The sequence below is a fragment of the Methylomonas sp. genome (assembly GCF_023228165.1).
GTDB lineage: Bacteria > Pseudomonadota > Gammaproteobacteria > Methylococcales > Methylomonadaceae > Methylomonas.
Genome location: NZ_JALOBS010000009.1, coordinates 127,306 through 140,108, shown reverse-complemented (window position 1 = coordinate 140,108; position 12,803 = coordinate 127,306). Strand labels below are relative to the sequence as shown.

Below are 12,803 nucleotides of genomic sequence, written 5' to 3'. Positions count from 1 at the left end.
CTGCGGACAAACGCAATCTCGGTTACTATGATGGCCGGATTTGTAGGAGGCCTTATGCAAGATCATGTAGTAATTAGCTCGGCGGGCGTGGCTATGCCGAGCCTGCTTTACGGCACCGCCTGGAAAAAACAGCGGACCGCCGAATGGGTCGGGTTGGCTTTGGAAAACGGCTTTCGAGGCATCGATACCGCTTGTCAGCCCAAACATTATTTTGAACCCGGGGTGGGCGACGCTTTATACGCCGCATTCGAATTGGGTCTGGGGCGCGAGCAGATTTATCTGCAGACCAAATTTACCCCGCTTAGCGGGCAGGATCCGCAACAGCTTCCATACGATCCGCAAGCGGCGCTCGGCGAGCAGGTGTCGCAGTCCTTTCAAAAATCGCTGGTCAATTTACGCACCCATTATCTGGATGGATGGGTGTTGCATTCGCCGCTGGCGAATAAGCAGGATCTCATGCTGGTGTGGCATGCGATGGAAAATATTGTGCTGTCCGGAGGTGTCCGGCAGTTGGGTATCAGTAACTGCTACGACCCGGCGTTGTTTAAGTTTTTATATGAGGCGGCAACCATCAAGCCTGCTGTGCTGCAGAATCGTTTTTACGCCGACAGTCATTACGATATTGAGTTACGCAAATTTTGCCGTGCGCATGGGGTTATTTATCAAAGCTTCTGGACATTAACCGCGAACCCCGGAATATTAGCCAGTGTGGTAGTTAAGAAATTGGCGGAGCAATATCGGCGTACCCCGGCGCAAATCTGGTTTCGCTATTTGACGCAAATCGGCATAGTGCCGTTAACCGGTACCACTTCCGCCCAACATATGCAGGAAGATTTAGAGATTTTTAAGTTTGAATTGACGCCGGCTGAATGCGCCGGTATCGACGCTTTGCTCGGCTAGTATGCATGGCTTGAAGCCGACAAAGCTGAAACTAAACTTTAGGGGCAACTAATTCAAATTCGTCTGTTTTCTGGAAGTGAGGGGCGGGTAAATTCAGTCCGCGGGATTCCCGCCGGGGCAGTGACGAATTATTACGGATGTCTTTCAGACCGTTTTAACCATGATGGGTCAAACCGGGTTCAAGTGGTTACGTTAAACCGCTATTTTCCTGTTCTTAATTGAGTTTACCGCGCCTTTTTAGGAATTCTTCGCCTATATGCTTAAGTTAAATAATCAAAAAACCAATCGTAGACTTGATTTTCGGATTTATGAGCAGGTAAATCTTTTCTATCACAAAATAGATCAGCATCAACTTAATACGGCCAAACCCGATTTCGATGCTCTTTTCACCGATTACTCGGTAAACCAAACCCTGGAACCAATTGCTAAAGAGGTTGAAAAACTCGCCATTGCTCAATCGCTACCCGGCTCTCAAAGCCAGGAAAACGATACGCTCAACGTCAATCTCAGTTCCAGCGGCATTGCTTTTACCGGTAAGGATCAACTAAAAGCGGGTGATTATTTAATGATCAGGTTGTTTTTGTTATCCAGCATGACAGTCGTCATGACCTGCTGCAAAGTGGTGTATTGCAAGCCTAGTAATCCTCATGAAACCGACCGGTATCCTTATTTGGTGGGGGCCCAATTTGTCAATTTAACGGCGGAAGACCGTGCATTACTTAATAGTATCGTTGCTAAACGCAAAAAATATCAATTAGTCGGCTACGGGCTTTTAGCGAGTTTTTTAACGGTATTATTATTAATGCCGGAAGACATATTCGGGCTTGTAATAGAGCTAATCGACCGTTTCAGCGATGCTATTTTAGACTTGTGGTTTCTGGCCTCCGATTATCTGGGCTTGGGCCTAAAACGTTCAATACCCTATCTGTTTCATACCACGCCAAGGCTGACGGACATTGTCGGTTTTTATGTGCAGCAGGGTATAGAGTTTATTGCGATGTTGCTAGTGGTGCGCTTTAGTTGGTTAGCCATCAAAAGGTTTAGTCAAAAGTCTGCCAAATTTTTGCTGCGCAAAAAAGCCAGCATGCTTTATTACTGGGGCGAGAAATCTTGGCTGGATAAACTTAAGGTAATCAGTTTGAGCGTTGCAGTCATAAGTGGTTACGTGATGTTTGGGCTTTGATCATAACGGTAGCGCCCGTCAAGATAATCGTTTTTGGCGGGGCGCGGCCGAAATCCCGCTTAAACGGCGTAAAGCGATGGCTTGAGAGGAATTTATTATGGTCTTAGCGAGATTGATAAGTACTTCCGGGTGTTACGGATTTTTGACCAGCTAGCCAGAAGCGCTGAAAGGGCCGTAGGTCCGATTGGCCTAGCTTAATCGGACGAATATTTGAATTTCGGATGACATAGGAAATTTCCCGCGATTGCGTGATTGGCCTTTTTTGCATTAATGCAATAGTTTTAAATTTCGCGCGGGGCTTTTTCCCATTCTGCCGCGCCGAGCACCGCAGGGTTTGAGCGAAGAATTTGCCCGCAGAGGCGATGCAGGGATGCCGCGTTTTTCGTGGGACAGGGAAGCCTCTTCGGAAAACCCCGTTCAAACCTGATGTGCGCAGGAATACGCTACGCGGCATCCGGGTTGCTTTTTCTTTGGATGTTTTCTTTTGGCAACGCACAAATTCGCCTGGAGCGAATTTGAACAGCCAACGGCTGGTCCGTTAGGGCGAAAACTAAGGATGGTTGTAGCCTAAGTATCTCGGCCGTCGGTCCGGCAAACCGGCAGGATTGCCGATTTGCATGCCTAGCACCCGAAGGGCGAAATACATGGAGGTGTTTCGTGAAACCGACTTTAAAACACCCGTCGCAAAAGCGACACAAACCCCGTTTTGATTGATCATTTCCGCTATATCGCCGACAATCCCCAAAAAAAGGAACCACCACCATGAAACTAAAAAAACTTTTAATTTTGGGATTAGCCTTGATTCTGGCCGGCTGCGGCCACGGCTTCGAAGGCGAATACACCGAGCAGGTCGGCTCGTCGCTCGAATTCCTGGACGCCTTTGCTAAAGTGACAGGGACAGACGGCAAGACCATCGTCATCGGCCCGGACTACATCGATAGCAACGGCATCCGCACCCAATATCAGGATATCTTCGTTCGCGATTCGGGCAGCGAACGGTATCTGGTGTTGAAAAAAGATGACGGCGCCGAAGAAGCCTGGAAGATTGTCGATGACGATACTTTGGTTCAGGGCGGCGGGTTGGTTTCCATCACCATGAAGCGTATCAAAAAACAAGATTAAGCCTTGAGGGTCATGCTGCCGCAAAAGCGGATGCATGGCCTGCACCAAAATTTTGCCGACGATATTATTTTTCGGGGTTTTCTCTGCTAGTAAATGCCTTCATCAAGCCGGTGAAATTGCGTAATTGGGCGTCGATTTTGCCGTTAAACGATTCAACCGGAAATTGGCCGTCGCTATCCGCCGCACCTGCATCTATCCCGCTCAACAACGATACGGCCTCGTCGACGGTCTCGATGGCGTAAATATGAAACTGCCCGGCTTGGGCGGCATGTACCACATCCCAGCGCAGCATCAGATGCGCAACATTACTGGCGGGTATGATAACGCCTTGGCTGCCGGACAGGCCGCGGGCATGGCAAATATCGAAAAAGCCTTCGATTTTTTCGTTGACACCGCCGATGGGCTGCGCCTGGCCCAATTGATTGACCGAGCCGGTCAGGGCCAGATCCTGGCGCAGCGGCACTTGCGCCAGCGAGGACAAGATGGCGCACAGTTCCGCCAGCGAGGCGCTGTCGCCTTCGATATGGCCGTAGGATTGTTCGAATACCAGGCTGGCGACCATGGAAAACGGCGTGTTGCGGGCATAGCGAGCGGCGATAAAGTGGGACAAAATCATTACGCCCTTGGAGTGAATGGCACCGCCCAGTTCGGTCTCACGTTCGATGTCCACCACCTTGCCGTTGCCCATGCGGGTGGTGGCGGTAATCCGGGAGGCCTGACCGAAGGCGAATTCGCCCAGTTGCAATACCGACAGGCCATTAATTTGGCCGACCACCGCGCCTTCGCTGGCGATCATGATGATGCCGCGCTGAATGTTTTCGTACAGCCGGTCACGCAATCTGTCCGAGCGGCGGGTTTTTTGATCGATGGCTTGCTGGATGTCGCTGTTGGCGATCAGGGGGTGGCCGTTTTCGCCGGCCCAATGATCGGCTTCGGTGAGTAGGTCCTTAATGCTGCGCAAATGCGTGAGTAGTTTTTCCGCATCATCGGCCAACCGGGCGCTGTGTTCGATTACCCTGGCAACGGCCTGACGGCTGAGCGGACGCAGTTTTTCGCGTTTGGCGATGGTGGCCAGCAGGCGGGCGTATTCCATGCAGTTGTGTTCGCGATCGACGCTATTGGCGAAATCGGCGGCGACTTTGAAAAAGTCCTGGAATTCCGGGTCGTAGTAGCTCAACAGATAATACAATATGGGGTCGCCGAGCAGGATGACTTTGATATCCAACGGGATGGGCTCCGGCTCCAACGAGGTGGTGCTGATCAGGCTCAAGGCTCTTTCCAGCGATTCGATGCGGATTTCGCCGGCTTTTAGGGTGCGTTTCAAGGTTTCCCAGGCATAGGGTTGCTGCAGCAATTTGCGCGCGTCGATCATTAAATAGCCACCGTTGGCTTTATGCAATACGCCGGGCTTAATCATGGTAAAGTCGGTCACCAGTGAGCCCATTTGCGCTTGATGGTCGATGCGGCCGATGAGATTGCCGTGGTTGGGTAAATCCTCGCAAATTACCGGTGCCGAGCGTTTGTGGCTCAGGTCGACCATTAAGTTGACTTGGTAGCGTTTGAAGGGCTGCGGTTCTTGCGGTACTTCCATAAACGACAATACTTTTTCGCCGTGCGGAATAAAGTCGCGCACGTGTTCGATGATGTCCTTTTGCACGGCCAGCAAATAATCCAGTATCGGCTGCCATTTGGCGTATTTTTGTTTCAGTTCTTCGATAGGATGGCTGACGGCCAGCTCGGCTACTTCCCGGTTTAACGCCTGCAATTTGCGCTTGGTTTCCTTGCGCCATTGCGGGAATTTTGTGATCGCATTCCGCAGGCGGTCCTGCAGGTCTAAAACCGTATCGTGAAACTGGCGCTGACGGTCTTTATCCAGTTTGTTGAATTGTTCCGGGGTTAAGGGTTCGTTATTGTCATCCGCCGGTAGAAAGGCGTAGCCGGTGGCGGTTTCGGTGAAAATAATGTGGGCTTTTTCGGCTTCGTCCCGCAGTTTGGTAATTTCACCGACTTCGCGTTGGCGGGAGTCGTTTTCCAGTTCGCCGGCGCGGGAGCGGTATTCGTCACCGTCGAACGCGGCCGGGATAGCTACGCTGAGTTCGTCGATCAACTCGGCCATGTCCCGCTGAAATCCCCGGCCTTGTCCCGGCTCCAAGTGAATCGCCTTGGGTTTGGCCGGCTGGGTGAAGTTATGCACATAACACCAATCGAACGGTACCGGCTGATGATGTGCCTCCTGTTCGGCCAGTTGCATCGCGGTGGTCAGCTTGCCGGTGCCGTCCGGGGCCATGGCAAAGATGTTGTAACCGGGTTTTGCCACCCGTAGGCCGAATTTAATCGCCTCTATGGCCCTTTCTTGTCCCAGTATTGCATCGATGTCATCCAGTTCTTCGCTCGACTCGAAGCTGAGTTGCTCGAGATTGCAGGATTTGTAGAGCTGGTCGGGAGTGAGGGCCTTAGTGGTCATGGGTGCAGTTGTCCTAAGTTGAGAGTTTAGCGTGTGACAAGCCGTATATTTAGGAAAGCGTTTATGTATATATTTGCTTCTTGCAAGGGCTATTGTGCTGGTTGTAGGGGATCGGAATCAAATTTTTAGGCGAGCGGCGCTAAATTTAGGATAATTCCGCAGAAACTATGCCGGTTTTTGTCCGCCCTTTTAATTTCATTTCTTATCATGCCTAATCTGACCGATATTCCTACCGTATCTCTGGCGATTCAACAGGCTGTTGCGCCGGTTTTTCTATTGACGGGCATAGGCTCGATTCTTGGTGTGCTGACTAACCGTTTGGGTAGGGCAATCGATCGCAGTCGGCGTTTGAATGAGATGACAGCGGAACGGATGCGAAACAGTCATTCAAGGGAAGAGGTTAATCTGGCCAAACGCACCCGCTGGATTCGGCGGGCGATTAGTTTGTGTACCTTATCCGCCTTGTGCGTTTGTTTGTCGATTGCATCCTTGTTTGTGGCGGTGCAGTTGAAATTCGATCTGTCGGGTGCGGTTTCTACGTTGTTTATCGCTGCAATGCTGGCTTTGATAGCGGGCTTATTATGCTTTTTAAAGGAAATCGCTTTGGCGACACGCTCGGTCTGATCAGGCGGCTACGCAGCCGGCGGATTTCAGGGTTGCCGCGGCAAGATTTAGGTATAAAAAAACCGTCTTTCCAGTTTTGGGAAAGACGGTTTTGAATTTGAAAAATCGTTTATGTTAAGCGGCTATAGTTTCAACTGGTACTTTGCTATTACGGTTTAAGCGCCAGCCCAGCAAACCGACAGCCAATAGTAATAGGCTGGAAGGTTCTGGCACGCTGCCGTTGTTACCGCCGCCGCCGCCGCCGCCAGTGCTTCCGCCAGTGCTTCCGCCTAAGCCCGATATTTTAAAATAATCATTGCCGTAATATGGGTCTGACGCATCGCAAGTACCGCTTGCGCAACTGGTATAGGCGCTTACTAGCCAGTAGCTGGAGGATACATTGCCGGTGTTTATAGCAACTGTTGGGTTCGATGGCGAGTCCAGATTTAGGTAGTTTCCTATAAATTCCCAGCCGCTGTTTAGCAGATCCAGAAACGACTTATTGGTTATGTCCTCTGGGTTGGTCATTGAGCCGTTCGCACCCGTGTATGCCAGTACCGAAATATCGGCGGCGCCGTTATCCCAGCCGATAGAGATTGAATTTAGTGTGGTGCTTTGGTTAAACGCGAAAAGAGCGGCATCGACATCTCCACCGGGCGCTTCGTAGGAATCATAACGTCCGCCTCCGTTGTCGAAAGCATGGTCTGGTGAACTCCCGTAATCTTCCCGGCTTGTCGCGCCTAAGCCGCCGCTCCAAAGCTGCAATTTAGCGGTTTCAAATTGTTCCCGCGTTTCAGTGCTATCAATATCTTTGGTCGAGGAAAAAGCTCTGACGTTCACCTCGGAAATGTCTGTGTTTGCCGTGGAATCAAAAGTTTGTGAATTTCCGTAACTACTAGAGCTTACGCCAGAGCAGTTGTTGTTGTCACAGGATGACGACGTGAAGCTCCAGTTATAATTAGCCGTTGCGTGCGCAGTTAGCGGAGATAATAGTGCTGCTAGCAGCAAGTAATTGGGTTTGAACATTTCTGTCACCACTTTATTTTGTTTGAATTTGTATGGTCAAATTATTGCAATTTTGGGTAAGCCATCATTGTACAAAAGGACAACAGCCGGATTTGAATTGCTTAGCTTAAGTTAAAGCATGCATCGTGCCATATATAATATTTATATAGTTTTCAACTTGTTGTTATTTTTTTGTGGTGTTGGTTTTTCGCATTTAGGTGTAATTGTAAAAAAAGTCGACAGGCTTAAACCGATTATGGCTGACTTAATTTTTCCAATAGTTTTTTAGCCTGCTCAAGGCCGCTAAAGGAAAGATTGGTTCTTAGTGCCGCGTCCAGTTCTTGCTTAGCCTCTTCCTTGCGGCCCAATTTATCCAGCGCTACCGCGATGTGATAGCGAATTTCCGGGTTTTGCGACATGCGGGAATGGGCGCTACGCAGGTAATGCAAGCCTTGGTCCGGCTGGCCGCTATTGACCAGAATCCAGCCCAGGGTGTCGTTGCTGGAGGCTTGATCCGGGGCTAATTGTTGGGCTTTTTCCGCATAGGATAAGGCTTTGCTGTTGCCGCTGGAGTAGTAAATATACGCCAGATTATTCAAAAACTGTGCTTCGTTCGGGTATTGGCTTAATAAAAATTCATAATGTTTTTGGGCTGCCTTGAGTTTGCCTTGTTGCAGTAGTTCCTCGGCCAATGCCGCTATTGGAACCAAGTCTTTTGGGTGTTTTTGGGTCCATTGAGTCAATAATTCGAACGCTTTTTGGTTTTGCCCGGTTTGTTTAAGGCTTTGATACAGCTTCATCAATAAGGCGGTATCGGGTTCCAGGTCGAAGGCGGTTTGGTAACGGGTGACTGCCAGACTGAAGTTTTTATCCTGTGCGGCTATATCGCCTAATAGCCGGTGCGGAAAGCCGCGTTGCGGATATTCCTTGAGTAAATTATTGGCGCGGCTGATGGCAAAAACAGGTTTACCGTGATAAAGCTCCATTTCTGTTAGGGCGATCTGGGTGGGGATGTGTTTTTCATCCGCCACTATGGCTTTTTTCAGAGTTTTGATGGCGTCAGAGTAATCGCCGGCCTGAATTTGGTAGCGGGCAACGCTGTAAAGTTTTTTGACATTCAAGCGGGCTTGGTCCGCCATGCGTCGATAAATACTCAACGCTTTTTCGCGATTATCGGCAGCCAGATAGCTGCGTGCCAGGGCTTGCAAAAGTTGTGGGTTTTCTCTATCGATTAATTCTGCTGCTTCGCCTATGCTGAGCGCTTCCAAAGCCCGGCCGCTTTTGATTTTTAAATCCATCTGAGCTAGTAGCACCGGCATCGATTTTTGATCGATTCTGCGGGCTTTTTCCAGCCATTGGTTAGCGCTGTCGTTGTTGCCGGCGGCTTGGTCGACTGTCGACAATTCGATCAATACGGCCACGTTATCGGGGAATTCCTGATTAAGTTTTATTAAGCGCTGTTTGGCCTTGTCGATTTTTTTCTCGGCCACATCGAGTTTACTCAGGTTGAGGTGACCAGTGATAAAGGAGGGGGCGAGTCCAACAGCCTGTTCAAAACTTTGCCGAGCTTGTTTCAAGTTTTGCGTAGCTACTTGCGCGGTGCCCAACAAATTCAAAAGTGTAAGATTTTTCGACTGTTTTTTGTACATGCCCTGGGCAATCCGTAAGGCTTTTTGGGCGTCACCGTTTCTAATATAAATTGCAACCAGCGGGATGCCGGCCTGGGTATTGCCGGGATTTTTTTGGATCGCGGCTTCCAGTTCCTGGATGGCAAGCGTTTCCTGGCCCATGGACAAGCGGTTGAGGCCGATTTCGGTGTGAATGCTTTCGCCGCCGAATTCGCCGGCCGAGGCTTTTTCCAGTAGCGCATTGGCTTTGTCGTGTTTGCCGACATTCATGTACGCAGTGCCGAGCAGAAACAGCAGGCGATGGTCGTTCGGGTGGCTGGCAACCACCGGTCTAAGCAGGTCTATGACCGTTTCGGGATCATTTTTATTTAACAGTATCGATGCCAGTAACTTGTATGGTCCAGGTTGCCCAGGATATGTTTTGACATATTGGCGCAAGTATTCTGCCGCCAAATCGAAGCGTTGCAAGCTGTAGTTGATCAAGCCGGACAGCATCAGGGTTTGGCTGTGTTGGATCAGGTATTCCGGTTTGACTGCAACGATGATATCCGAGGCGGCTTCCAGCTCCTTGATGGAGGCTTCCTTTTGGCCGTTGCGGGACAATAACACCGCATGTAGATAGGCGGCCTTGGGATCGAACGGATAGTGTTCCCGTAAATAAGCTAAATCCTCGCCTGCGCGCTGGTCTTGGTGCAAGTCCATCAGTACGCCGGCTCTGGCGATGCGTGCATCCTGATAATCTGGCGCCAGTGTTATGGCTTTGTCATAGTTTTTAATGGCATTTTCCAGGTTACCCTGCACATGTTCGATGCTGCCTTTGACATACCAGTTTCCGGCATTGTCGGGTTGCATGCTCATGGCTTTTTCGACGGCCTGGGTGGCACCGGCTAGATCGTTGCGGCGCAGCAAGGCGTTGGCGCGGCCTATCACGGCATCGACCCGGCTTGGGTCGATTTGTGCCGCCATGTCGTATTCATCCAGCGCTTCGCTGATTTGATTCAGCTGCAAATAAGCGTGGCCGCGAAACACGTGTAAATCCGGCTGCAGCTGCCGGTTAAATTGGCTGGGTTGGATTTCCTTCAACAAGGGATTGTATTTGAGTTGATACAGATACAGTTGCGCCAGTGCTTTAACGGTTAGCGATTTGTCCGCACCCATTTGGTTGGCCAGATTGATGTGAACCTCCGCTTCGGAAAGCGACTTTTTTTGTAAAAACAGTTCGCCCAACAGAATATGCGCCGCAACATAATTGGGATTTTGCTGTAGGGCGTTTCTCAATTCGATGATGGCGCCATCGAGGTCTTGTTTTTGGTATGCCACTAAGGCGTCTTCATAATATTTGCCGGCCAGATTTTCATCGGCTATCCCGCTAACGGGGAGGTTGAGAGCGGATACCAAGAATAAACCGGCTAATAAGGCTGAAGAGGTTTTAGGTTTCGGTAGAGTGGACATGTCGGCTATAAACTGAAGTGACTATGCCTATAGCATAACGTCAAAACTCATTGAAAAATAGCGTATGGAAACAAACTGATAACTAGTGGGTGTTTCCAAGCTTTCCAATCAAGCCGTTTCATCATGCGGTATCATTCTGCAAACTATTGACAATCTCTTATATTGGATTTTTTACACAGAATGGGCGTACAGGAAAATTTTGAACAATTGCCGTTAAAGGAATTCACCGAAAAAGCGTATCTGGATTATTCTATGTACGTAATTTTGGACAGGGCTTTGCCGCATATTGGTGACGGCTTAAAACCCGTGCAACGGCGTATTGTTTACGCGATGTCCGAGTTGGGTTTGACTGCGCTGGCCAAATATAAAAAATCGGCACGTACTGTCGGTGACGTGTTGGGTAAATACCATCCGCACGGCGATTCGGCTTGTTACGAAGCCATGGTGTTGATGGCGCAGAATTTTTCCTATCGTTATCCTTTGATCGACGGTCAGGGCAACTGGGGTTCGCCGGATGATCCAAAGTCGTTTGCCGCCATGCGCTACACCGAATCGCGTTTGACTGCCTATGCGCAAACCCTGCTCAGCGAATTGGGGCAGGGTACGGTGGACTGGACCGACAATTTCGACGGTACTTTGAAAGAACCCGGTTTGTTGCCGGCCCGGCTACCGAATGTGTTACTTAACGGCACCATGGGGATCGCGGTCGGCATGGCTACCGATATTCCACCGCACAATCTACGCGAAGTGGCCAAGGCCTGTCTGCAATTGCTGGATCAGCCGGAAACGACTCTGGAAGGCTTACTTGAGCATGTCAAAGGTCCGGATTATCCGACCGATGCCGAAATTATCACCTCCAGCACCGATATTCAAAAACTGTATCTTACCGGTAACGGCTCGGTGAAAATGCGTGCCAAGTATGAGCTGGAAGAGGGGGTTATCGTGATTACCGCTTTGCCGCATCAAGTGTCCGGCGCCAAGTTATTGGAGCAGATTGCCGCGCAAATGCTGGCGAAAAAGCTGCCGATGATAGAGGATTTACGAGACGAATCCGATCACGAAAACCCCACCCGCTTGTTGATCATTCCCAAAACCAAGCGCATCGATGTCGATGCGGTAATGTCGCATCTGTTCGCTACCACCGATCTGGAGAAAAACTACCGGGTCAATATGAATATGATCGGCTTGAACGGTAAGCCGCAGGTCAAAAATCTTAGGCAGATTCTGACCGAATGGATCAGTTTCCGGACTGAAACCGTGCGCCGCCGCTTGCAATATCGCTTGGATAAAGTGCTGGCGCGTTTGCACATACTGGAAGGTCTATTAATCGCCTATCTGAATATCGACGAAGTCATCGCCATTATCCGTAGCGAGGATCACCCTAAGCCGGTGCTTATGGCGCGTTTTAACCTGACCGATATTCAAGCGGAAGCTATTCTGGAATTGAAACTACGCCATTTGGCCAAATTGGAGGAAATGAAAATCCGCGGCGAGCAGGATGAACTGGAGCAGGAAAGGCGGGCATTGGAAAAAACCCTGGGCTCCGAACGATTGCTGAATCGTTTGATTCGAAAAGAAATCGAGCGCGACGCAGAAAAATACGGCGATGACCGCCGGTCGCCCATCGTGGCGCGAGACGCTGCGCAAGCGCTGGATACCACCGAACTGATCGCTAACGAACCCGTGACCATCGTTCTGTCGCAAAAAGGCTGGATCCGGGCTGCCAAGGGTTACGATATCGAAGTCGAAGCGCTTAATTACCGGGCTGGCGACGGTTATTTGTCTGCGGCCAGGGGTCGTACCACGCAGCCGGCTTATGTGTTGGATTCCAGCGGTCGTGTTTACTGCATCACTACCCACGATTTGCCATCCGCGCGCAGTCAGGGCGAACCGTTGACCGGTCGCTTGAATCCGCCGCCCGGCAGTTTGTTTACCGATGTGTTTACCGGTCAGCCGGATGATTGGCTTTTGATGGCCAGTAATGCTGGTTATGGATTTCGGGTACGGTTGAAAGAGCTATACAGCAAAAATAAGGCCGGCAAAGCGGTTTTGAGTTTGCCGAGCGGTGCAAAAGTCATCACTCCGACAGCGATACCTCAGGTTAGCGATTTACTGGCCGTGGCCACCTTGCAGGGCCGCTTGTTGATTTTTCCCGCCCAGGATTTGCCGGAGCTGGCAAAGGGTAAGGGCAATAAATTGATTCAAATCCCGAATGGGGACATTGTTTCCGGAAAGGATGCGGTGGCCGCTATAACGGCATTGCCGGTTGGCGGTGAGTTGAAAATTTTGTCAGGCAAGCGGCATGTTACTTTAAAAGGCATGGACATCGACCAATACTGCGGTAACCGCGCCAATCGCGGTACCGCCTTGCCGCGCGGTTTTCAAAAAGTGGATGGCTTGGAGTCGGTGCCGACCAAATCCGAATAATTCCCTGTCCAGAAAACGC

8 protein-coding genes are annotated in these 12,803 nt (G+C 50.2%); 5 read left to right on the top strand and 3 right to left on the bottom strand.

Annotated features, from left to right (window positions below; all coding sequences use genetic code 11):
• The first annotated feature begins 54 nt into the window (after window positions 1-54).
• From M0R33_RS08810 to M0R33_RS08800, 3 genes are all read left to right on the top strand, one after another.
• On the top strand, window positions 55-900 hold the full coding sequence (locus M0R33_RS08810; protein WP_292567908.1) for an aldo/keto reductase: 846 nt from the start codon (window positions 55-57) through the stop codon (window positions 898-900).
• 256 nt (window positions 901-1,156) lie between these two features.
• On the top strand, window positions 1,157-2,083 hold the full coding sequence (locus M0R33_RS08805; RefSeq protein WP_292567906.1) for a PilZ domain-containing protein: 927 nt from the start codon (window positions 1,157-1,159) through the stop codon (window positions 2,081-2,083).
• 762 nt (window positions 2,084-2,845) lie between these two features.
• Window positions 2,846-3,205: a hypothetical protein gene (locus M0R33_RS08800; RefSeq protein ID WP_292567904.1), complete on the top strand. Its 360-nt coding sequence runs from the start codon at window positions 2,846-2,848 to the stop codon at window positions 3,203-3,205.
• A gap of 64 nt (window positions 3,206-3,269) precedes the next feature.
• Here M0R33_RS08800 and M0R33_RS08795 read toward each other — a convergent pair whose 3' ends face one another.
• Complete coding sequence (locus M0R33_RS08795) at window positions 3,270-5,669, bottom strand: ATP-binding protein (RefSeq protein ID WP_292567903.1); 2,400 nt, start codon at window positions 5,667-5,669, stop codon at window positions 3,270-3,272.
• A gap of 207 nt (window positions 5,670-5,876) precedes the next feature.
• On the opposite strand from M0R33_RS08795, the gene M0R33_RS08790 reads away from it, so the two are divergent.
• A complete protein-coding gene (locus M0R33_RS08790; RefSeq protein ID WP_292567901.1) occupies window positions 5,877-6,293 on the top strand; it encodes a DUF2721 domain-containing protein in 417 nt (138 codons plus the stop codon).
• Between the two features lie 114 nt (window positions 6,294-6,407).
• Here M0R33_RS08790 and xdp1 read toward each other — a convergent pair whose 3' ends face one another.
• A complete protein-coding gene (gene xdp1, locus M0R33_RS08785; RefSeq protein ID WP_292567899.1) occupies window positions 6,408-7,298 on the bottom strand; it encodes an exosortase-dependent surface protein XDP1 in 891 nt (296 codons plus the stop codon).
• 233 nt (window positions 7,299-7,531) lie between these two features.
• Window positions 7,532-10,357, bottom strand: coding sequence for an XrtA/PEP-CTERM system TPR-repeat protein PrsT (gene prsT, locus M0R33_RS08780; protein ID WP_292567897.1), 2,826 nt, complete (start codon window positions 10,355-10,357; stop codon window positions 7,532-7,534).
• Window positions 10,358-10,537: 180 nt separating this feature from the next.
• On the opposite strand from prsT, the gene parC reads away from it, so the two are divergent.
• Window positions 10,538-12,784: a DNA topoisomerase IV subunit A gene (gene parC / locus M0R33_RS08775; RefSeq protein ID WP_292567953.1), complete on the top strand. Its 2,247-nt coding sequence runs from the start codon at window positions 10,538-10,540 to the stop codon at window positions 12,782-12,784.
• Window positions 12,785-12,803: the final 19 nt, after the last annotated feature.